Consider the following 20,203-nt stretch of genomic DNA (forward strand, 5'->3'; position numbering starts at 1 on the left):
CGTCGGTGAGGGAAGACGTGAGCGACAACTCTGTAGTAGTGCGGTACGGCGACGGCGAGTACACCTACCCGGTGATCGACAGCACCGTCGGCGACAAGGGCTTCGACATCGGCAAGCTCCGCGCCCAGACCGGTCTGGTGACGCTGGACAGCGGCTACGGCAACACGGCCGCGTACAAATCCGCCATCACCTACCTCGACGGCGAGGCGGGCATCCTCCGCTACCGCGGCTACCCGATCGAGCAGCTGGCCGAGCGCTCCACCTTCCTGGAGGTCGCCTACCTGCTGATCAACGGCGAACTGCCGACGGTCGACGAGCTCTCGTCGTTCAAGAACGACATCACGCAGCACACCCTGCTGCACGAGGACGTCAAGAACTTCTACAAGGGCTTCCCGCGCGACGCCCACCCGATGGCCATGCTGTCGTCGGTCGTCTCGGCGCTGTCCACCTTCTACCAGGACAGCCACAACCCGTTCGACGAGACGCAGCGCAACCTCTCGACGATCCGGCTGCTCGCGAAGCTTCCGACGATCGCCGCGTACGCGTACAAGAAGTCGATCGGCCACCCGTTCGTCTACCCGCGCAACGACCTCGGCTACGTCGAGAACTTCCTGCGCATGACGTTCTCGGTGCCGGCCCAGGAGTACGACCTCGACCCGGTCGTCGTCTCGGCGCTGGACAAGCTGCTGATCCTGCACGCGGACCACGAGCAGAACTGCTCGACCTCCACGGTCCGCCTCGTCGGCTCCTCGCAGGCGAACATGTTCGCCTCGATCTCCGCCGGCATCAACGCCCTGTGGGGCCCGCTGCACGGTGGCGCCAACCAGTCGGTGCTCGAGATGCTCGAGGGCATCCGCGACGCCGGCGGCGACGTCGACTCCTTCATCCGCAAGGTGAAGAACAAGGAGGACGGCGTCCGCCTGATGGGCTTCGGCCACCGGGTCTACAAGAACTTCGACCCGCGCGCCAAGATCATCAAGGCCGCCGCGCACGACGTCCTCTCCGCTCTCGGCAAGTCCGACGAGCTGCTGGACATCGCGCTCAAGCTGGAGGAGCACGCGCTCTCCGACGACTACTTCGTCTCGCGCAGCCTCTACCCGAACGTGGACTTCTACACCGGCCTGATCTACCGGGCCATGGGCTTCCCGACCGAGATGTTCACGGTCCTGTTCGCGCTCGGCCGCCTGCCGGGCTGGATCGCCCAGTGGCACGAGATGATCAAGGAGCCGGGTTCCCGTATCGGCCGCCCGCGCCAGATCTACACGGGCGTCGTCGAGCGCGACTTCGTCCCCGTCGAGGAGCGCTGAGCCGCCCCTCGGATCCTGGAGCCCCGTGTCCGACCGTCACGGTCGGGTGCGGGGCTTCCGTGCGTCACGGGGCAGCGGAAGAGGCCGGAGAGCGAGCGGCGCGAGATAGAAGAAGGCGCCCTGGCGGCGGTCCCCCCACGGGCCGACGTCCAGGGCGCCTTCCCATGTCCCGGTGCGGATTCCCCCCACGGGATCCGGCCGGGCGTCTGTGAGGACAGCGCCTGAATCGCTGTTGAGCACAATGAGCAGAACTCGACGTACTCATGTATGCGGTTGTTCTGTGCGGTCTGCCGGGACAGCGCACGCTCGGGAGGGCCGCTCAAAGCTTCCCGAGATGCGTGCCCCGGCAACGCAACTCTGAGGAAGTCCCCCAAGACATCCTCAGATGCCAGTGGGCGCCCCCCAAGACGCCGCCTGACATCGTCAACTTAGACCTTCGAACCCCTTCGATGGTTACGTTCACATCACTGTGATCTGCGTCTCTTGCATATGTCCGTTAGGTACGCAAGAGAGCCGATACGGCGACTGGGGCTCCAGCGTAAGGATGATGCGTGAGCCTTGTGAAGAGCTTATGTGAGCCTGGCGCCGGACTCCAGGGGGGTCCGGGGTGGTTCTTCCTACGAATTCACCGGAACGTCCGCAGACGCAGGCTGTTGGTCACCACGAACACGGACGAGAAGGCCATCGCCGCCCCCGCGATCATCGGGTTCAGCAGCCCCGCCGCGGCCAGCGGCAGCGCGGCGACGTTGTAGCCGAAGGCCCACACCAGATTGCCCTTGATGACGGCCAGGGTCCGCCGGGACAGCCGGATCGCGTCCGCGGCCACCCGCAGGTCACCACGGACCAGGGTCAGATCGCTCGCCTCGATCGCCGCGTCCGTGCCCGTGCCCATGGCCAGGCCCAGATCGGCGGTGGCGAGCGCCGCCGCGTCGTTGACGCCGTCGCCGACCACGGCCACCGAACGCCCCTCGCGCCGCAGCCGCCGTACCGCCTCGACCTTGTCCTCGGGCAGGACCTCCGCGATCACCTGATCGATACCGACCGTGTGCGCCACCGACTCGGCCACCCGCCGGTTGTCCCCGGTCAGCAGCACCGGGGTGAGCCCCAGCGCGCGCAGCGCCCGTACGGCCTCGGCGCTGCTCTCCTTCACAGTGTCCGCGACCGCGAGGACACCCCGTGCCACCCCGTCCCAGCCGACCACGACGGCCGTACGGCCCTCCCGCTCGGCCTCCTCGGCGGCGCGGGCCAGCTCGCGGGGCAGAGCCGCCGTGTTCTCGGCGAGGCGGCCCACCGCCACCTCATGGCCTTCCACGCGCCCCCGGACGCCCTTCCCCGGCACGTTCGTGAAGTCCTCGACCGCGGGCAGCCGTCCGGCCCGCTCCTCGGCGCCCGCGGCGACCGCCCGGGCCACCGGGTGCTCCGAGGCGTGCTCCACGGCGCCCGCGAGCCGCAGCAGCGTCTCCTCGTCCGTCCCCTGGGCGGCGTACACGCCCTGGAGCGTCATACGGCCCGTGGTGACCGTGCCCGTCTTGTCCAGCAGGACGGTGTCGACCCGGCGCGTGGACTCCAGCACCTCGGGCCCCTTGATGAGGATGCCGAGCTGGGCGCCGCGTCCCGTGCCGACCATCAGGGCCGTAGGCGTGGCCAGGCCCAGTGCGCACGGGCAGGCGATGATCAGCACCGCGACGGCGGCGGTGAACGCGGCCGCCGTGTCGCCTGTGGCGCCGAGCCAGACGCCGAAGGTGGCGACCGCGAGGGCGATGACCACGGGCACGAAGACCGCGGAGATCCGGTCGGCGAGTCGCTGCGCCTCGGCCTTGCCGCTCTGCGCCTCCTCCACCAGCCGCGCCATCCGCGCCAGCCGGGTGTCCGAACCGACCCGGGTCGCCTCCACGACGAGCCGGCCGCCCGCGTTGACCGTCGCCCCGGTGACGGCGTCGCCGACGCCCACGTCCACCGGCGCCGACTCCCCGGTCAGCAGGGCGGCGTCCACGGCGGAGGCGCCCTCCACGACGGTGCCGTCGGTGGCGATCTTCTCGCCGGGCCGGACGACGAACCGGTCCCCGACGGCCAGGTGCGCCACCGGCACGCGCACCTCGCGTCCGTCCCGCAGGACCCCGACGTCCTTCGCGCCCAGCTCCATCAGGGCGCGCAGGGCGTCTCCCGCGCGGCGCTTGGCCCGTGCCTCCAGATGACGGCCGAGGAGGATGAAGGTGATCACCCCGGAGGCGACCTCCAGGTAGATCTGGGAGGCGCCGTCCCCGCGGGACACCGTGAACGTGAAGCCGTCGCGCATCCCGCTCATGCCGGCGTCGCCGAGGAACAGGGCCCACAGCGACCAGCCGTACGCCGCCAGCGTGCCTACCGAGACCAGCGTGTCCATGGTGGCCGCGCCGTGCCGGGCGTTGGTGAACGCGGCCCGGTGGAAGGGCAGCCCGCCCCACACCACGACCGGGGAGGCGAGGGTCAGCGCCAGCCACTGCCAGTCGTCGAACTGCAGGGCCGGGACCATCGACAGCAGGACGACCGGCAGCGACAGCAGCGCGGAGACGGTCAGGCGCTGCCGGTAGGAGTGCGGCCCGGAGTCCTCCGTGCCCTCGGGTCCCGAGGTGGGCTCCTCGGGGGCGGGCAGAGGCGGCTCCGGCTCGCGCGCGGTGTACCCCGTCCGCTCCACGACGGCGATCAGGTCGGCGACGGAGACGCCTACGGGGTGGCTGACCCTCGCCTTCTCGGTCGCGTAGTTCACCGAGGCGGTCACGCCGTCCACGCGGTTGAGCTTCTTCTCGACGCGGGCCGCGCAGGACGCGCAGGTCATCCCGCCGATGAGCAGCTCGACCTCCGAGACGGCGGCCGCCTCGGGGGCGGTCGGGGCCGTGGGGGCGGCCGGGGCCTCGGCTATGGCCGGTTCGCCGGTGGTGGTGCGGGGCATGGCGGGATCAGATCCGGCCGACCAGTTCGAAGCCGGCCTCGTCGACGGCCTCGCGCACGGCGGCGTCGTCCAGCGGGGCGGCCGAGACCACGGTGACCTCGCCGGTCGCGGCGACGGCCGTCACGGAGCTGACGCCGGCCAGCTCGGAGATCTCGCCGGAGACGGCCCCTTCGCAGTGCCCGCAGCTCATGCCGCTCACCTTGTAGACGGCGGTGACGGAACCGGTGGTGTCGGTCTGGGCGGTCATGTCGTTCTCCTCGTCGAGGCGTGTGGGGCCGAGGGGGCTCACGAGGTCCCCTTCCGCAATCAACCGTATACCCCTATGGGGTACTGCTCAAAGAGGGGTCGGCCCTGTCGGCACAGCACGCGTGTTCGGCGGGTACCGCGCCGAGGCGCCGGGATGCGGGGCACGTCACGAGCGGGCGCGTGTCACGCCGTGGGTGCCGGTCCGGGGGTGCCGGCGTGGCCCATCCGGTCGCCCACCAGCGGCCCGAGGTAACGGATCAGGACGTGCTTCAGCTCCCGCACGTACGCCTCGCGCTCGGCGCCCTCGTGGGCGAGCACCAGCTCCAGGCCCGTCTTGTACAGGCCCAGGCACATCTGGGCGGTGCGGTTGAGCTCGGCCGGGTCCGCGCCGGGCAGCAGCGACGAGAGCAGGGTCTCGATCCGGCTCAGCAGGGTCGCGTGCAGGGCGTCGTGCTCCTCGGCCATCCGGCCGGGGACGTCCGGGCCGTGCATCAGGGTGAAGAACACCGGGTGCTCGCAGTTGAACGCGATGAACCGGTCCACGGCCGCGGTGACCGCATCCTCCAGGGAGGTCGTCGGATCGACCGGCGCGAGCGCCTCGCCGTACGTCTCGCGCATCTGCCGCATGAGGCGCCCGCCCAGCTCGATGGCGATCGCCTCCTTGTTCGGGAAGAACTGGTAGAGCGTCCCCGGTGAGACGCCGGCCTCGCGGGCGATGGCGTTGGTGCTGGCCGCCGAGTAGCCGGTGGTGGTGAAGACGGCGGCCGCGGCCTCCAGCAGCTGGGCGATACGGCGCTCACCGCGGGCCTGGCGGCGGCGCGGCTGCTCCTTCTCCTGACTGTCCCGGCTGTCCTGGCCGTCCCGGCTGTCCTGGCCGTCCTGGTTGGCGGACACGCGTCATCCCCAGCTTTCCGAACGCGATTGACAAACGCGAGTCGCCGCTCGCATTCTAGAAACGCGAGCGATCGCTCGTGTTTGCCAGTCTATGGCAGTGACGCTTCCATGCTGCCCTCCTTGCGCACAGCCGGATCAGGGTGAAGGGGACACCGCACCATGAAAGACGCCGACAGCTCACCCCGGGTCGGAGGCTGGACCCGCTTCGTGACCGCACGGCCCCGGCTGTCCCTGCTGGTGGCCCTGGTGGTGACCGCGCTCGCCGTGCTGGCGGGCAGCGGGGTCGCCGACCGCCTGGGCAGCGGCGGCTGGGAGGACCCGGACGCCGAGTCCACCTACGCCACCCGGGCCCTGGAGCGCGCGTTCCCCGCCTCCCAGCCGAACCTGCTGCTCCTGGTGGACGCGGGCGAAGCCTCCGTCGACGACCCGGGAGTCGCCGCCGAGGCCGAGAAGCTCGCCGGGCGCCTGACCCGTGAGAAGGGCGTCGTCGGAGTCGGCTCCTACTGGCGGGCCGACCGCGCCTCGGCCCCCGCCCTGCGCGCTGAGGACGGGCACGAGGCGCTGATCGCCGCCCGCATCACCGGCGACGAGAAGCAGATGGGCGAGACCCTGGACCGCATCGCGCCCGAGCTGCGCGGCGCGCACGGCCCGGTGCAGGTGTCCGTCGGCGGTCCCGTCGCCGTGCGGCACGAGATGCAGACGACCATCCAGGAGGATCTGATCCGGGCCGAGGTGATCGCCCTGCCGATCACCCTCGCCCTGCTCGTGATGGTCTTCGGCAGCGCGGTGGCGGCCCTGCTGCCCCTCGGCATCGGCATCGTCGCGATCCTCGGCACCAACGCGGTGCTGCGCGGGCTCACGGAACTCACCGACGTGTCGGTCTTCGCCATGAACCTCACCACGGCCCTCGGCCTCGGACTCGCCGTGGACTACGCCCTGTTCATCGTCCGCCGCTTCCGCGAGGAGCTGGCCGCCGGGGCGGAACCGCTGACGGCGGTCGGCACCACCCTGCGCACCGCCGGGCGCACCGTGCTGTTCTCGGCGCTCACGGTCGCCGTCTCCCTCGCCGCGATGCTGCTCTTCCCGCAGTACTTCCTGCGGTCCTTCGCCTACGCCGGTATCGCGGTGGTCCTGCTGGCCGCGGCAGCCGCGCTGATCCTGCTCCCGGCGGCCCTGATCCTGCTCGGGCACCGCGTCAACGCGCTCGACCTGCGCCGGCTCTTCCGGCGCGGACGCCGACCGGAGACCACCGAGGACGCCGCGCGCCCCCGGGGCGGGGCGTGGGCCCTCACCGCGCGGCTCGTCATGCGCCGCGCCCCCTTCTTCGCCCTCGGCACCACCGCCGTGCTGGTCCTGCTCGGGCTGCCCTTCCTGGGTGTGAAGTTCGGCACCGCGGACGACCGGCAGCTGCCGTCCGGTGCCGAGTCCCATGTCGTCCAGCAGCACATCCGCGACGGCTTCCCGGGCAGCCCCGGCGGCGGTCTGGAGGTACTTGCCGAGGGGCGGGCCACCCCGGCCGAGTACGCGGCGTACAAGGAGCGGATCTCCGCGCTGCCGCAGGTGCTCCGGGTCGACGGGCCGCTGGTCCGGGGCGAGACGGCGTACTTCACCGTCCTGCCCGAGGGCGAGGCGGTGGACGGCCCGGCCCAGGCCCTCGTGGACGACCTGCGCGCCGCACCGGCACCGTTCGACACCAAGGTGACCGGGGCGGCGGCGGTCCTGGTCGACTCCAAGGACGCCATAGCCGGGCGTCTGCCGGCGGCGGCCGCCTTCATCGCCGTCGTCACGCTGCTGCTGGTGTTCCTGCTGACCGGCAGCGTGCTGATCCCGCTCCAGGCCGTGGTGCTCAACGCGCTCAGTCTGACGGCGATGTTCGGCGCGGTGGTCTGGGTCTTCCAGGACGGGCATCTGTCCGGCCTGCTGGGCTTCACCAGCCCCGGATCGATCGAGACGACCCTGCCGGTGCTGATGTTCTGCGTCGCCTTCGGACTCTCCATGGACTACGGCGTGTTCCTGCTGTCCCGCATCAAGGAGGAGTACGACACGACCGGCGACCACGAGCAGGCCGTCCGGCACGGGCTGCAACGCACCGGCGGCCTGATCACCGCCGCCGCCGTGATCCTCGCGGTGGTGATGGTCGCCATCGGCACCTCCCGGGTGACCAACACCAAGATGCTGGGGCTCGGCATCGCGCTGGCGGTGCTGATGGACGCGATGATCGTCCGCAGCCTCCTGGTCCCGGCGGTCATGCGGCTCACGGGCCGGGCGACCTGGTGGGCCCCGGGACCGTTGCGACGGTTCCACGAGCGCTTCGGCGTGAGCGAGTCCGACGGCACCCCGGCGGCCGGGCCGGCCGTCGAGAAGCCGGACCCGGCCCGGGAGAGGGTGACGGCACGCGGATAGCGTGACGCGGACCCGCCGGGCAGCGGGAGTGACGAGGGCCGAAGGAGTCGGGGATGCGCGCTGTGGTGTTCGAGCGGTTCGGGGAGCCGGCCCAGGTGCGGGACGTGCCCGACCCCGCTCCCGCGCCGCACGGCGTGACCGTGCGGGTCGAGGCGACCGGCCTGTGCCGCAGCGACTGGCACGGCTGGCAGGGGCACGACCCGGACATCACGCTGCCGCACGTCCCCGGCCATGAACTGGCCGGAGTGGTCGAGGCCGTCGGCGACCGGGTGACCGGCTGGCGGCCCGGCGACCGGGTCACCGTGCCGTTCGTCTGCGCCTGCGGATCGTGCGGGGCCTGTGCGGCGGGCGACCAGCAGGTGTGCGAGCGGCAGACCCAGCCCGGCTTCACCCACTGGGGCTCCTTCGCCGAGTACGTGGCCCTGGACCACGCCGACGTCAACCTCGTCGCCGTGCCCGAGGAGATGTCCTTCGCGACGGCGGCCTCTCTGGGCTGCCGGTTCGCCACCGCGTTCCGGGCGGTCGTGCGGCAGGGCCGGGTCGCGGCGGGGGAGTGGGTCGCCGTGCACGGCTGCGGCGGGGTCGGCCTGTCCGCGGTGATGATCGCGGCGGCCTCCGGCGCCCGGGTCGTCGCGGTCGACGTGTCACCGCGCGCCCTGGACCTGGCGCGGAAGTTCGGCGCGGCCGAGTGCCTGGACGCGTCCGGCACGCCCGACACCGCGGCGGCCGTCCGCGACCTCACCGGCGGCGGCGCGCACCTCTCCCTGGACGCGCTGGGCTCCCCGGTCACCTGCGCCGCCTCCGTCGGCTCGCTGCGCCGCCGCGGCCGGCATGTCCAGGTCGGCCTGCTGCCCTCGGGTTCCGGCACGACCCCCGTCCCCATGGCCCGCGCGATCGCCCTGGAGCTGGAGATCCTCGGCAGCCACGGCATGGCGGCCCACGGCTACCCGCCGATGCTGGAGCTGGTGCGGGCCGGTGTGCTGCGACCCGATCTGCTGGTGACGTCGACGATCCCGCTGGACGGCGTGCCGGACGCACTGGAGGCCATGGGGGCGGCGCCGGGCGCCGGGGTGACGGTCATCGACCCGTGGAGCCGGACCCGCTGAGCGACGGCAGGTCGGGCAGATCCGGGTGGCCGCGATGGGCCGCCCACTCCTGCTCGAGCACCGCCATCAGCACCCAGTCCCGCCATCGGCCGTCCCGGAAGTCGGCCTCCCGCCGCACGCCCTCCCGTACGAAGCCGACCTTCTCGTAGACCCGCAGGGCACGGGTGTTGTGGCCGTACGCCTCCAGCTCGATCCGGTGCAGCCCGAGCCGCTCGAAGCCATGGCCGACGATCAGCCGGGTGGCCTCGGTGCCGAGGCCCCGCCCGCGCCCCCGCGGCCCGATGAGCGTGCGGAACGTACAGCCGCGGGCCCGCGCGTCCCACTCGAACAGCACGACCTCGCCGACGAGTTCTCCGGTGGCCCGGTCGGTGACGGCGAGATCGAGCCGGTCGGTCTGCGCGGACCGCGAGCCGTACCAGTCGCGCAGCCGCTCCTCCGTCAGGTCGGCGGCCGGCTCGCCGGTGAAGCGGACGACGTCGGGATCCCCGATGATCTCCGCCATGACGGCGGCGTCGGCCTCGGTGAACGGCCGCAGCACGGTCCGTTCGCCGGTCAGTACGGGTTTGACGGAGAAATCGCTCATGGGCACGACTGTGCCCCACGGGCCAGGTGGGGCACAGGTGGTTTTCCCGGGTCAGTCCGGCCTCAGGCCCCGGTTGCGGGGCCGTGCGGCCACCCAGGCGCGGACGGTGTCGGCGTACCAGAAGGGCTTGCCGCCCTCGACGTGGTCGGGCGGCGGCAGCAGTCCGTGTTTGCGGTAGGAGCGCACGGTGTCCGGCTGCACCTTGATGTGCGCCGCGATCTCCTTGTAGGACCAGAGCCTTCGGTCGGTCATCGGTGGCACCTCCTCGCGCGCGCCGCGGTGGCGGCCGGGGGACGGCCGTCGGGGGGACCGGGCGCTGCGCCTGGCGTTCACAAGCCTGTGTCCGGTCAACGACGCTGCGTGACGACGGGCAGGGTCTGTGCGCCGGGTGTGACGCAGGCCCCGCGTACACGCGACATGCGTGACACGGGGGTGGTCTTTGTGACAGGCGTGCAGCAAAGGCGCACGCGGGCGCGTCGGCGCGGCGCGTTGACAACCCCGCCCCTTCGCGGACGCCCCTCAACCACGCCCGGCGGCACCCTCGTTCGAATGTCTGGACAAAACATTGACATGCTCCCCCGGGAGGGCTAGAAAGCCGTGGAGGGCCGCCTCGCCGGTGACCCGCGACCCACGACTCGTGACGAGGGAGACCGAGGGCACCGATGGCGTACGACGTGATCACCATGGGCCGGATCGGGGTGGACCTCTACCCGCTGCAGACGGGCGTCCCGCTGTCGCAGGTCACGTCCTTCGGCAAGTTCCTCGGCGGCTCGGCGACCAACGTGGCCGTCGCCGCCGCCCGTCTCGGCCGCCGGACCGCCGTGATCACCCGTACCGGGGACGACCCGTTCGGCACCTACCTCCACGAGGCCCTGCGGGGCTTCGGCGTGGACGACCGCTGGGTCACCGCGGTCCCCGGACTGCCCACCCCCGTCACGTTCTGCGAGGTCTTCCCGCCGGACGACTTCCCGCTGTACTTCTACCGGCGGCCCAAGGCCCCCGATCTGGAGATCGACGCCCACGAGCTCGACCTCGACGCCCTGCGCGACGCCCGCGTCTTCTGGGTCACCGGCACCGGCCTGAGCGAGGAGCCCAGCCGGACGGCGACGCTCGCGGCCCTCGCCCACCGCGCCAAGTCCGGTGTCACGGTCTTCGACCTCGACTGGCGCCCCATGTTCTGGAAGGACCCGGAGGCGGCCCGCCCGTTCTACGCCGAGGCGCTGAAGCACGCCACCGTCGCCGTCGGCAACCTCGACGAGGTGGAGGTGGCGACCGGCGTCCGCGAACCCGACGCGGCCGCGCGGGCGTTGCTGGACGCCGGGGTCGAGGTCGCCGTCGTCAAGCAGGGCCCGAAGGGTGTCCTCGCCGTCGACCGGGACGGCGGCCGGGCCGAGGTGCCGCCGCTGCCCGTGACGGTCCTCAACGGGCTCGGCGCCGGTGACGCGTTCGGCGGCTCCCTCTGTCACGGCCTGCTGGAGGGCTGGGACCTGGAGACGGTGATGCGGCACGCCAACGCGGCCGGCGCCATCGTCGCCTCCCGCCTGGAGTGCTCCTCCGCCATGCCGACGACCGGCGAGATCGAGGCCGCGCTCGCCGCGGGGGCCGTCCGATGAGCCTGGACGTCGCCGGACTCGTCCGGACGCGCGCCCGGCACCCGCAGGCCGTCGCCGAGGCGGCGGCCTACCGGATCCGCCGTCCCCTCCTCGGCGGCTCCGGCCGGCTGCCGACGGTGTGCGGCCTGGTGGCCGGGCCGTCGCTGCTCCATCCGTCCGACGGTGACGTCACCGTCGCCGTGGACATCGCCGTGGGGCTGCTGTGAGCCCGCCCTGACGACGGGCCGGACCCCGTGCGCTCGGGCGCGCGGACCGTCCGGCCCCGCACGACCCGCCGGCCCGCCCCTCGCGGCGCCGGCGCACCGAACGCCTCCGGCGCGGGAGGCCGCTTTGCTTTGGCAGGAGCGAAGAGCGAGCGATGACTCCCCGCCCGCTACGGCCCCGCGCCGGAGGTCCCCGACCCGCATCATCGAATCGTGGGGAGGAGGCAGCCGTACGCGACCCGCGTGGCGCTCGCCGACGCGCGCGCCGCCGACACTCCCACATGTGTCTACGCCGGGACCGAAACGGCCGACACTGTGTCGGGCCCGCCGTCGGCGCGGGCCTGGTGGGATGTACCTGGGGCCGAGACCGCGACCGCAGCGTCGGCGGTGAGGGCCCGAGAGCTGTACGAACGGCACGTGTCCTCCCGACGCCGCCATCTGTGAAGGAGTAACCGGGCATGACGAAGATCGTCAACCACTGGATCGGCGGGAAGACCGCCGAAGGCGCGTCGGGCACGTTCGGGCCGGTCACCGACCCGGCGACCGGCGCGGTCACCACGAAGGTCGCCTTCGCCTCGGTCGAGGAGGTGGACGCGGCGGTCGCCGCCGCCAAGGAGGCGTATCTGACCTGGGGCCAGTCCTCGCTGGCACAGCGCACCTCGATCCTGTTCAAGTTCCGCGCGCTGCTGGACGCCAACCGCGACGCGATCGCCGAGCTGATCACCGCCGAGCACGGCAAGGTGCACTCCGACGCCCTCGGCGAGGTGGCGCGCGGCCTGGAGATCGTGGACCTCGCGTGCGGCATCACCGTGCAGCTCAAGGGCGAGCTGTCCACGCAGGTCGCCAGCCGCGTCGACGTGTCGTCGATCCGGCAGCCGCTCGGTGTCGTCGCCGGCATCACGCCGTTCAACTTCCCGGCGATGGTCCCGATGTGGATGTTCCCCATCGCCATCGCGTGCGGCAACACCTTCGTGCTCAAGCCGTCCGAGAAGGACCCCTCGGCGTCCATCAAGATCGCCGAGCTGCTCGCCGAGGCGGGCCTGCCCGACGGCGTCTTCAACGTCGTGCACGGCGACAAGGTGGCCGTCGACCGGCTGCTGGAGCACCCGGACGTCAAGGCCGTCTCCTTCGTCGGCTCGACCCCGATCGCCCGGTACATCCACACCACCGCCTCCGCCAACGGCAAGCGCGTCCAGGCGCTCGGCGGCGCCAAGAACCACATGCTGGTCCTGCCGGACGCCGACCTGGACGCGGCCGCCGACGCCGCCGTGTCGGCCGCCTACGGCTCCGCCGGTGAGCGCTGCATGGCCATCTCCGCGGTCGTGGCGGTCGGCGCGATCGGTGACGAGCTGGTGGAGAAGATCCGTGAACGCGCCGAGAAGATCAAGATCGGTCCCGGCGACGACCCCACCTCCGAGATGGGCCCGCTGATCACGGCCGTGCACCGCGACAAGGTGGCGTCCTACGTGAAGGGCGCGGCCGACGAGGGCTGCGAGGTCGTGCTGGACGGCACCGGCTACACCGTCGACGGCCACGAGGACGGGCACTGGATCGGCATCTCGCTGCTCGACAAGGTGCCCACGTCCGCGAAGGCGTACCAGGACGAGATCTTCGGCCCCGTCCTGTGTGTGCTGCGCGCCGAGACGTACGAGGAGGGCCTCGCCCTCATCAACGCCTCGCCGTTCGGCAACGGCACCGCGATCTTCACCCGGGACGGCGGTGCCGCCCGCCGCTTCCAGCTGGAGGTCGAGGCCGGCATGGTCGGCGTCAACGTGCCGATCCCGGTGCCGGTCGGCTACCACTCCTTCGGCGGCTGGAAGGACAGCCTCTTCGGCGACCACCACATCTACGGCAACGACGGCACGCACTTCTACACCCGCGGCAAGGTCGTCACCACCCGCTGGCCCGACCCGGCCGACGCCCCCACCGGCGTCGACCTGGGCTTCCCGCGCAACCACTGACGCCGGCTCCGGGGCCGTCCGCATCGCGGACGGCCCTGTTTTTTTGTCCCACTCCGCTGCGGTTCCCGCACCCGCGAAACCCGTACGGGCGCGGGCCTTGATGCGACGTTAACGCGCGAAATCATGATCGTGGACAACTGATTCCGTAGCAGGACGCCCATTGACGTGACGGTTTCCGTCGATGTTGCATCCCCCTCGTGACCGACACCCTCACCCCCGCCGAGGCCCCCGCCGTCGAGGCGTCGGACAGTCCCCGGCAGCTCAAGCGCTCCATCGGCGTGGTCGGCGGCACGCTGCTCACGCTCTCCTGCGTGACCCCCGCGTCCACGCTCTTCGTGGTCGTCCCCGACCTGTTCGGCTCGCTCGGCACCGCCACGGCCCTCACGATCGCCGTCGGCTCCCTGCTGTGCGTCGCCGTCGCCTTCTGCTACTCGGAGCTCGGCACCCTCATCCCGAGCGCCGGCGGCGAGTACGCGATGGTGTCCACGCTCGCCGGACGCCTCGCGGGCTGGCTGGTGTTCGTGCTGTCCCTGCTCGTCGTCATGGTCGTACCGCCCGTGATCGCGATGGGCACCGCCGACTACCTCGCCCCGATCGCCCACCTCGACCCCGCCCTCACCGGCGCCGGCGTCATGCTGCTCGCCACCCTGGCCGGCCTGCTCGACCTGCGCGCCAACGCCTGGATCACCGGCGTCTTCCTGGTCCTGGAGGTCATCGCGGCCGCCGTCGTGGCCGTCCTGGGGTTCGCCCACGCCGAGCGCGGCCCCGCGAGCCTCGCCTCCCTGGAGGTGGCCGGCGCGGACGGCCGCACCGACACGGTGACGGCGCTGCTGGTCGTCTCCGGGCTCGCCATCGCCCTGTTCATCACCCAGGGCTTCTCGACCGCCGTCTACCTCTCCGAGGAGCTGGAGAACCCGCGCCGCAACGTTGCCCGCACGGTCCTGGCCACCCTCGCCATCTCCACGGTCATCATCCTGGTGCCGGTCGTCGCCATCACCCTGGGCGCCTCGGACGTCGCCGAACTGACCGGCGGCGACCTCTCCGCCATGGTCACCGCCTGGTCGAACTCCGCCGTCGGCACCTTCGTCAGCCTCTGCGTGGCGCTGGCCATCATCAACGCGGGCATCGTCATGGTCATCCAGAACTCCCGCGTGCTGTTCGCCTCGGCCCGCGACAAGGCGTGGCCCCGGCCCGTCAACGACGGCCTCGCCCGCCTCGGCCGGTTCGGCTCCCCGTGGGTCGCCACCCTCGCCGTCGGCGTACCCGGCGCCGCCCTGTGCTTCGTCAACCTGGACACGCTCTACGGCGTCACGGGCGTCTCGGTCACCGGCATGTACCTGCTCGTGGCCGTCGCCGCCCTGCTCGCCCGGCGCGGACAGCACCGCCACACCTCGGCCTGGCGGATGCCGCTGTGGCCCGCGGTGCCGGTCGTGCTGATCGTGGTCCTCGGCTACATCCTCACCCAGCAGGAACCCGTCCATCTGGCGTGGACCGGCGGCATCACCGCCGTCGCCACCCTCTACTGGGCCCTGTACCTGCGCCCGCGCCGCACCACCCGCTGGCTGGTGACCCTGCCGGACGACGCACGGGACTGACCGGCGTACCGCGCCTGGTGTACGCCGACGGCGCCGCGTACCTCCACAGGAGGTGGTGCGGTTCGGTCCCCGGTCGACAACAGACCGACAGGTTCCACCCGTACCGTTGACGCATGGATCTTCGACTGCCCGGACGGGGCGCACCGCGCGGGCCGCGGCGGCTGCTGGCCGCCGCGGCCGCCGCCGTGGTGCTGGCCGGCGCCGGGACCTGGACCGCGGTCGCCTCCGGCGGCGACACCCCCGAGGTGCGGCGCGCCGACCGGGTCATGGCCATGGACGGCGGAGTGCGCCTCGACACCTCGTACTTCACCGCGCCGGGCGGCGGTCGGCGCCCCGCGGTCCTCCTCGGGCACGGCTTCGGCGGCAGCAAGGACGACGTACGCCGGCAGGCCGAGGACCTGGCGCGGGACGGGTACGCCGTCCTCACCTGGTCCGCGCGCGGCTTCGGCAGGTCGACCGGCGCGATCGGCCTGAACGACCCGAAGGGCGAGGTCGCCGACGTCTCCCGGCTGCTGGACTGGCTCGCCCGGCAGCCCGAGGTCCGCCTCGACAAGCCCGGCGACCCGCGCGTCGGCCTGGCGGGCGGCTCCTACGGCGGCGCGATCGCGCTGCTGGCCGCCGGACACGACGACCGCGTCGACGCCATCGCCCCGGCCATCACCTACTGGAACCTCGCCGACGCCCTCTTCCCGAACGGCGTCTTCAAGAAGCTGTGGGCCGGCATCTTCGTCAACTCCGGCGGCGGCTGCGCCGAGTTCGAGCCCACGCTCTGCGCGATGTACGAGCGGGTCGCCGAGTCCGGCGTTCCCGACGCCAAGGCCCGCGCCCTGCTGGAGGAGCGCTCCCCGTCCGCCGTCGGCGACCGCATCGACGTGCCCACCCTTCTCTTCCAGGGCCAGTCCGACTCCCTCTTCCCGCTCGGCCAGGCCGACCAAGCGGCCCGCGCCATCCGGGCCAACGGCGCCCCCGTGGACGTCGACTGGATCGCCGGCGGGCACGACGGCGGCGACATGGAGGCGTCCCGCGTCCAGGCCCGCACCACCGCCTGGTTCGACCGGTACCTCAAGGGCGACAAGGGCGCCGACACCGGCCCCGCCTTCCGGGTCACCCGCACCGGGGGCATCGACTCCACCGACGGCGAGGCCCAGCTGCGGGGCGCGAGCGCCGACGCGTACCCCGGACTGGCCGACGGCGTACGGCGGGTGCCGCTCACCGGCGGCGAGCAGTCCGTCGCCAACCCGGCCGGCGCCAGCCCGCCCGCCGTCTCCGCCCTGCCCGGCCTCGGCGGCTCCGGCGGCCTCACCCAGCTGTCGTCGCTCGGCGTCGGCGTCTCGCTGGACTTCCCCGGGCAGTTCGCCCGCTTCGAGTCCGCGCCCGTCGCCGACAACCTGCACATCACCGGCTCCCCGACGGCCACCGTGCACGTGCGCTCCAGCGGCGACGACGCCGTCCTGTTCGCGAAGGTCTACGACGTCGGCCCCGACGGCCGGCAGCAGGTCCTGCCTTCGCAGTTGGTCACCCCACTGCGGATCACGGGCGCCAAGTCCGGCAAGGACGTGCGGATCACCCTCCCGGCCATCGACCACGACGTCGAGAAGGGCCACCGGCTGCGCCTGGTGCTGTCCTCCACGGACCTCGGCTACGCCTCCCCGGCCGCCCCGGCCACGTACACGGTCGCCCTGAGGAGCGAGCTGTCCGTCCCGACCGCACCGGGCGTCACCAGCGCCGCCGCGCCCCTGCCGTCCTGGGTGTGGTGGCTGCCCGCCGCCGGCGCCGTGCTCGCCCTGGTCCTGCTGCTCACCGCCCGCCGCCGCACCGCGGCCCCCGCGCCCGACCCGGAGCTGGCCGAGGTCCCGCTGCGCATCACCGGCCTGAGCAAGCGGTACGCCCGCGCGCAGGACCGGTACGCCGTGCGGGAGCTGTCCTTCCAGGTGGAGAAGGGCCAGGTGCTCGGCCTCCTCGGCCCGAACGGGGCGGGCAAGACGACGACCCTGCGCATGCTGATGGGCCTGATCCGGCCCGACGCCGGGGAGATCCGGGTCTTCGGGCACGCCATCCGCCCCGGCGCCCCGGTCCTGTCCCGGGTCGGCGCCTTCGTGGAGGGCGCCGGCTTCCTGCCGCACCTGTCGGGCCGGGAGAACCTGGAGCTGTACTGGAAGGCCACCGGCCGCCCGCCGCAGGACGCGCACCTGGACGAGGCCCTGGAGATCGCCGGTCTCGGTGACGCCCTCGCCCGCGCGGTGCGCACCTACTCCCAGGGCATGCGCCAGCGCCTCGCCATCGCCCAGGCCATGCTCGGCCTGCCGGACCTGCTCATCCTCGACGAGCCGACCAACGGCCTCGACCCGCCGCAGATCCGTGAGATGCGCGAGGTGATGATCCGGTACGCGGCCGCGGGCCGTACGGTGATCGTCTCCAGCCATCTCCTCTCGGAGGTGGAGCAGTCCTGCACCCATCTCGTGGTGATGGACCGCGGCCGGCTCGTGCAGGCGGGGCCGGTCGCCGAGATCGTCGGCTCCGGCGACACCCTCCTCGTCGGCACGGCCACGGCCGTCGACGGACCCGTCGTCGAGAAGGTCGCCGCCCTGCCCGGGGTGGTCTCGGCCGTCCCCACCGACGACGGGCTCCTGGTGCGGCTCGACGCCGAGGGCAGTGCCGAGCACCTGGTCGCCGAACTCGTCCGGCTGGAGGTGCCCGTCCGGTCGGTCGGCCCGCACCGCCGTCTGGAGGACGCCTTCCTCACCCTGATCGGAGGTTCCGCATGAGCACGCTCACCGAGCGCACCGAGGTCGCCTCCGGCTACCGGGCGGGCCGCACCCTGCCCGTGCGGGTCGAACTGCTCCGCCAGCTCAAGCGGCGCCGGACGATGGTCATGTTCGGCATCCTCGCCGTGCTGCCGTTCGTGCTGGTGGCCGCCTTCGCGATCGGCGGCGAGCCGGACGGGCGCGGCAACCGCATCACCCTGATGGACACGGCCACGGCCTCCGGCGCCAACTTCGCCGCGGTCAACCTCTTCGTCTCCGCGGGCTTCCTGCTCGTCATCCCGGTCGCGCTGTTCTGCGGGGACACCGTCGCCTCGGAGGCCGGCTGGTCGTCCCTGCGCTATCTCCTCGCCGCGCCCGTGCCGAGGGCCCGGCTGCTGTGGTCGAAGCTGGTGGTCGGGCTCGGTCTGAGCCTGGCCGCGATGGTGCTGCTGCCGGTGGTCGCGCTGGCCGTGGGCTCGGCCGCGTACGGCTGGGGCCCGCTGCAGATCCCCACCGGCGGTTCGCTCGCCACGGGCACGGCGGCGCGGCGCCTGCTGGTCGTCGTGGCGTACCTCTTCGTGTCCCAACTGGTCACCGCAGGGCTGGCGTTCTGGCTGTCGACGCGGACGGACGCCCCGCTGGGCGCGGTCGGCGGCGCGGTCGGCCTCACCATCGTCGGCAACGTCCTCGACGCCGTCACCGCCCTCGGCGACTGGCGCCACTTCCTGCCCGCGCACTGGCAGTTCGCCTGGGCGGACGCCGTCCAGCCGCACCCCGAGTGGTCCGGCATGATCCAGGGCACCGCGGTCTCCGTGACGTACGCCCTGATCCTGTTCACGCTGGCCTTCCGGCACTTCACGCGCAAGGACATCGTGTCGTAGGGCTCCTTGGGCCCTTCAGGTCCCCGCCAGGTCAACGGAAGATCACCCACCGGTCTCGACGGGGGGCCGTCGTGCCCTCTTCGAGACCCATCCGCAACGCCCCGTACCGCACGTTCCGGCTCCCCGGCCCGTCACAGTCACAGAAGGCGGCGTCAACGGAACCAGGGGGAACGGACGATGGAGCGGCATCGCGTACGACGGCTGAGGGGGGCGCTGCTCGCGCTCACGGCGGGCGGCCTGCTGCTCACCGGGTGCAGCGGGCAGGACGGCGGTCCCACGACGGCGGACCGCGGCAGCGGGAGGAACGGCTTCCCGGTCGCCCCCGAGAACGACGGCGACGTCCCGGGCGAGCAGAAGAACGGCGAGGACGGCGGCCGCGAGTTCGCGCCCGAACCCGACCTCGTCTCCACCTTCGCCCTGGACGTGGACACGGCCTCCTACGGCTACGCCCGCCGCACGCTCGCCGGGGGGCGGTTGCCCGATCCCACGACGGTCCGCCCCGAGGAGTTCGTCAACAGCTTCCGCCAGGACTACGACCGCCCCGACGGCAACGGGTTCACCGTCACCGTGGACGGCGCCCGCACCGCGCGCGCGGACTGGTCCCTGGTCCGGGTGGGCCTGGCGACCCGGCCCGCCGAGGACGCCTCCCGGCGCCCGCCCGCCGCCCTCACCTTCGTCGTGGACATCTCCGGCTCCATGGCCGAACCGGGCCGTCTGGACCTGGCGAAGGACTCCCTCGGCGTGATGACGGACCGGCTGCGCGACGACGACTCGGTCGCCCTGGTCACCTTCAGCGACGAGGCCGAGCGGGTGCTGCGGCCGACCCGCGTCGGCGGGCACCGGGGCGAGATCCACGACGCCATCGACAGCCTGTCGCCCACCGACTCCACCAACCTCGGCGCCGGCGTGGAGACCGGGTACGAGACGGCCGAGGACGGCCTGCGCAAGGGCGCCACCAACCGGGTCGTGCTGGTCTCCGACGCCCTCGCCAACACCGGTGACACCGACGCGGACACCATCCTGGAACGGGTCTCCTCCGAGCGCCGCGAACACGGCATCACCCTCTTCGGGGTGGGTGTCGGCAGCGACTACGGCGACGCCCTGATGGAACGCCTCGCCGACAAGGGCGACGGCCACACCGTGTACGTCTCCGGGGAGAACGAGGCGCACAAGGTCTTCAGCCAGGACCTGCCCCGCAACGTCGACCTGACCGCCCGCGACGCCAAGGCCCAGGTCGTCTTCGACCCGGAGACGGTGGAGGAGTTCCGGCTGATCGGCTACGACGACCGGCAGGTCGCCGACGAGGACTTCCGCGACGACCGCGTCGACGGCGGCGAGGTCGGCCCCGGCCACACGGTCACCGCCCTGTACGCGGTGCGCACCGCACGGCACGCCGAGGGCCACCTGGCCACGGCGAGCGTGCGCTGGCTCGACCCGCGCACCCGCGCCCCGCACGAGGAGTCCGGCGGCATCGAGACAGACGCCCTGGAGGACTCGGTGTGGAGCGCGAACCCCCGCTTCCAGGTCACCGCCACGGCGGCCTACTTCGCGGACGCCCTGCGCGGCGGCGGCGACGACGGCCGGACGGTACTGCCCGGACGGGAAGGACTGGGCGAACTCGCCGAGCGGGCCGAAGAGTTGAGTGCGGAGACCGAGGACCAGGACGTGGCCCGGCTCGCCGACGCCATCCGGCAGGCGAGCCGTCTCACCGGCCGGGACTGAGCGTGCCGGACCCATT

15 protein-coding genes and 1 pseudogene are annotated in these 20,203 nt (G+C 72.6%); 11 read left to right on the top strand and 5 right to left on the bottom strand.

Annotation, left to right across the window (positions count from 1 at the left end; all coding sequences use genetic code 11):
• Positions 1-17 precede the first annotated feature (17 nt).
• A complete protein-coding gene (locus tag ACFV46_RS00490; RefSeq protein WP_151784104.1) occupies positions 18-1,307 on the top strand; it encodes a citrate synthase in 1,290 nt (429 codons plus the stop codon).
• A gap of 625 nt (positions 1,308-1,932) precedes the next feature.
• Here ACFV46_RS00490 and ACFV46_RS00495 read toward each other — a convergent pair.
• The 3 genes from ACFV46_RS00495 to ACFV46_RS00505 all read right to left on the bottom strand — a co-directional run bounded on the left by ACFV46_RS00495 (position 1,933) and on the right by ACFV46_RS00505 (position 5,376).
• Positions 1,933-4,236: a heavy metal translocating P-type ATPase gene (locus ACFV46_RS00495; RefSeq protein WP_385496547.1), complete on the bottom strand. Its 2,304-nt coding sequence runs from the start codon at positions 4,234-4,236 to the stop codon at positions 1,933-1,935.
• Between the two features lie 7 nt (positions 4,237-4,243).
• On the bottom strand, positions 4,244-4,483 hold the full coding sequence (locus ACFV46_RS00500; protein WP_376726698.1) for a heavy-metal-associated domain-containing protein: 240 nt from the start codon (positions 4,481-4,483) through the stop codon (positions 4,244-4,246).
• 182 nt (positions 4,484-4,665) lie between these two features.
• Complete coding sequence (locus tag ACFV46_RS00505) at positions 4,666-5,376, bottom strand: TetR/AcrR family transcriptional regulator (RefSeq protein WP_385496548.1); 711 nt, start codon at positions 5,374-5,376, stop codon at positions 4,666-4,668.
• 159 nt (positions 5,377-5,535) lie between these two features.
• On the opposite strand from ACFV46_RS00505, the gene ACFV46_RS00510 reads away from it, so the two are divergent.
• Positions 5,536-7,779 carry an MMPL family transporter gene (locus ACFV46_RS00510; RefSeq protein WP_385496549.1) on the top strand — a complete coding sequence of 748 codons (2,244 nt, stop codon included), beginning with the start codon at positions 5,536-5,538 and terminating at the stop codon, positions 7,777-7,779.
• A 53-nt stretch (positions 7,780-7,832) separates the two neighbouring features.
• Positions 7,833-8,885 carry a zinc-dependent alcohol dehydrogenase family protein gene (locus ACFV46_RS00515; RefSeq protein ID WP_385496550.1) on the top strand — a complete coding sequence of 351 codons (1,053 nt, stop codon included), beginning with the start codon at positions 7,833-7,835 and terminating at the stop codon, positions 8,883-8,885.
• On the opposite strand, the gene ACFV46_RS00520 is transcribed toward ACFV46_RS00515, so the two are convergent.
• Together ACFV46_RS00520 and ACFV46_RS00525 are read right to left on the bottom strand one after the other, a co-directional pair.
• Positions 8,857-9,468 carry a GNAT family N-acetyltransferase gene (locus tag ACFV46_RS00520; RefSeq protein ID WP_385496551.1) on the bottom strand — a complete coding sequence of 204 codons (612 nt, stop codon included), beginning with the start codon at positions 9,466-9,468 and terminating at the stop codon, positions 8,857-8,859. The two genes, ACFV46_RS00515 and ACFV46_RS00520, sit on opposite strands and share 29 nt — an antisense overlap.
• Before the next feature lie 51 nt (positions 9,469-9,519).
• The gene (locus ACFV46_RS00525) at positions 9,520-9,720 is read right to left on the bottom strand and encodes a MerR family transcriptional regulator (protein WP_361924797.1); all 201 of its coding nucleotides are present in this window, start codon (positions 9,718-9,720) and stop codon (positions 9,520-9,522) included.
• A 410-nt stretch (positions 9,721-10,130) separates the two neighbouring features.
• Here ACFV46_RS00525 and iolC point away from each other — a divergent pair, with 410 nt between their 5' ends.
• From iolC to ACFV46_RS00565, 8 genes and pseudogenes are all read left to right on the top strand, one after another.
• On the top strand, positions 10,131-11,081 hold the full coding sequence (gene iolC, locus ACFV46_RS00530) for a 5-dehydro-2-deoxygluconokinase (RefSeq protein WP_361924799.1): 951 nt from the start codon (positions 10,131-10,133) through the stop codon (positions 11,079-11,081).
• Positions 11,078-11,287 (top strand): hypothetical protein, encoded by a 210-nt coding sequence (locus ACFV46_RS00535; RefSeq protein ID WP_385496552.1) that lies wholly within the window; start codon positions 11,078-11,080, stop codon positions 11,285-11,287. The genes iolC and ACFV46_RS00535 overlap by 4 nt, the downstream gene beginning before the upstream one ends.
• 237 nt (positions 11,288-11,524) lie before the next feature.
• Positions 11,525-11,728: pseudogene (locus tag ACFV46_RS00540) on the top strand (3D-(3,5/4)-trihydroxycyclohexane-1,2-dione acylhydrolase (decyclizing)); the annotation flags it as partial.
• Between the two features lie 14 nt (positions 11,729-11,742).
• On the top strand, positions 11,743-13,245 hold the full coding sequence (mmsA, locus tag ACFV46_RS00545; RefSeq protein WP_361924801.1) for a CoA-acylating methylmalonate-semialdehyde dehydrogenase: 1,503 nt from the start codon (positions 11,743-11,745) through the stop codon (positions 13,243-13,245).
• Between the two features lie 197 nt (positions 13,246-13,442).
• Complete coding sequence (locus tag ACFV46_RS00550; RefSeq protein WP_361924803.1) at positions 13,443-14,840, top strand: APC family permease; 1,398 nt, start codon at positions 13,443-13,445, stop codon at positions 14,838-14,840.
• Between the two features lie 113 nt (positions 14,841-14,953).
• On the top strand, positions 14,954-17,605 hold the full coding sequence (locus ACFV46_RS00555) for an alpha/beta fold hydrolase (protein ID WP_385496553.1): 2,652 nt from the start codon (positions 14,954-14,956) through the stop codon (positions 17,603-17,605).
• Complete coding sequence (locus tag ACFV46_RS00560) at positions 17,602-18,465, top strand: ABC transporter permease (RefSeq protein WP_385496554.1); 864 nt, start codon at positions 17,602-17,604, stop codon at positions 18,463-18,465. Before ACFV46_RS00555 ends, ACFV46_RS00560 begins: the two co-directional genes overlap by 4 nt.
• Before the next feature lie 177 nt (positions 18,466-18,642).
• The gene (locus ACFV46_RS00565; protein ID WP_385496555.1) at positions 18,643-20,187 is read left to right on the top strand and encodes a von Willebrand factor type A domain-containing protein; all 1,545 of its coding nucleotides are present in this window, start codon (positions 18,643-18,645) and stop codon (positions 20,185-20,187) included.
• Positions 20,188-20,203: the final 16 nt, after the last annotated feature.

Origin of the sequence: Streptomyces sp. NPDC059852, from assembly GCF_042731455.1 — a bacterium.
In the GTDB taxonomy this organism is placed as follows: domain Bacteria; phylum Actinomycetota; class Actinomycetes; order Streptomycetales; family Streptomycetaceae; genus Streptomyces.

What these genes read in the sequence shown, in the direction of transcription:
- ACFV46_RS00495 (WP_385496547.1), bottom strand. Translation starts at nt 4,236, where the DNA reads ATGCCCCGCACCACCACCGGCGAACCGGCCATAGCCGAGGCCCCGGCC.
- ACFV46_RS00500 (WP_376726698.1), bottom strand. Translation starts at nt 4,483, where the DNA reads ATGACCGCCCAGACCGACACCACCGGTTCCGTCACCGCCGTCTACAAG.
- ACFV46_RS00510 (WP_385496549.1), top strand. Translation starts at nt 5,536, where the DNA reads ATGAAAGACGCCGACAGCTCACCCCGGGTCGGAGGCTGGACCCGCTTC.
- ACFV46_RS00515 (WP_385496550.1), top strand. Translation starts at nt 7,833, where the DNA reads ATGCGCGCTGTGGTGTTCGAGCGGTTCGGGGAGCCGGCCCAGGTGCGG.
- ACFV46_RS00520 (WP_385496551.1), bottom strand. Translation starts at nt 9,468, where the DNA reads ATGAGCGATTTCTCCGTCAAACCCGTACTGACCGGCGAACGGACCGTG.
- ACFV46_RS00525 (WP_361924797.1), bottom strand. Translation starts at nt 9,720, where the DNA reads ATGACCGACCGAAGGCTCTGGTCCTACAAGGAGATCGCGGCGCACATC.
- iolC (WP_361924799.1), top strand. Translation starts at nt 10,131, where the DNA reads ATGGCGTACGACGTGATCACCATGGGCCGGATCGGGGTGGACCTCTAC.
- ACFV46_RS00535 (WP_385496552.1), top strand. Translation starts at nt 11,078, where the DNA reads ATGAGCCTGGACGTCGCCGGACTCGTCCGGACGCGCGCCCGGCACCCG.
- mmsA (WP_361924801.1), top strand. Translation starts at nt 11,743, where the DNA reads ATGACGAAGATCGTCAACCACTGGATCGGCGGGAAGACCGCCGAAGGC.
- ACFV46_RS00555 (WP_385496553.1), top strand. Translation starts at nt 14,954, where the DNA reads ATGGATCTTCGACTGCCCGGACGGGGCGCACCGCGCGGGCCGCGGCGG.
- ACFV46_RS00560 (WP_385496554.1), top strand. Translation starts at nt 17,602, where the DNA reads ATGAGCACGCTCACCGAGCGCACCGAGGTCGCCTCCGGCTACCGGGCG.
- ACFV46_RS00565 (WP_385496555.1), top strand. Translation starts at nt 18,643, where the DNA reads ATGGAGCGGCATCGCGTACGACGGCTGAGGGGGGCGCTGCTCGCGCTC.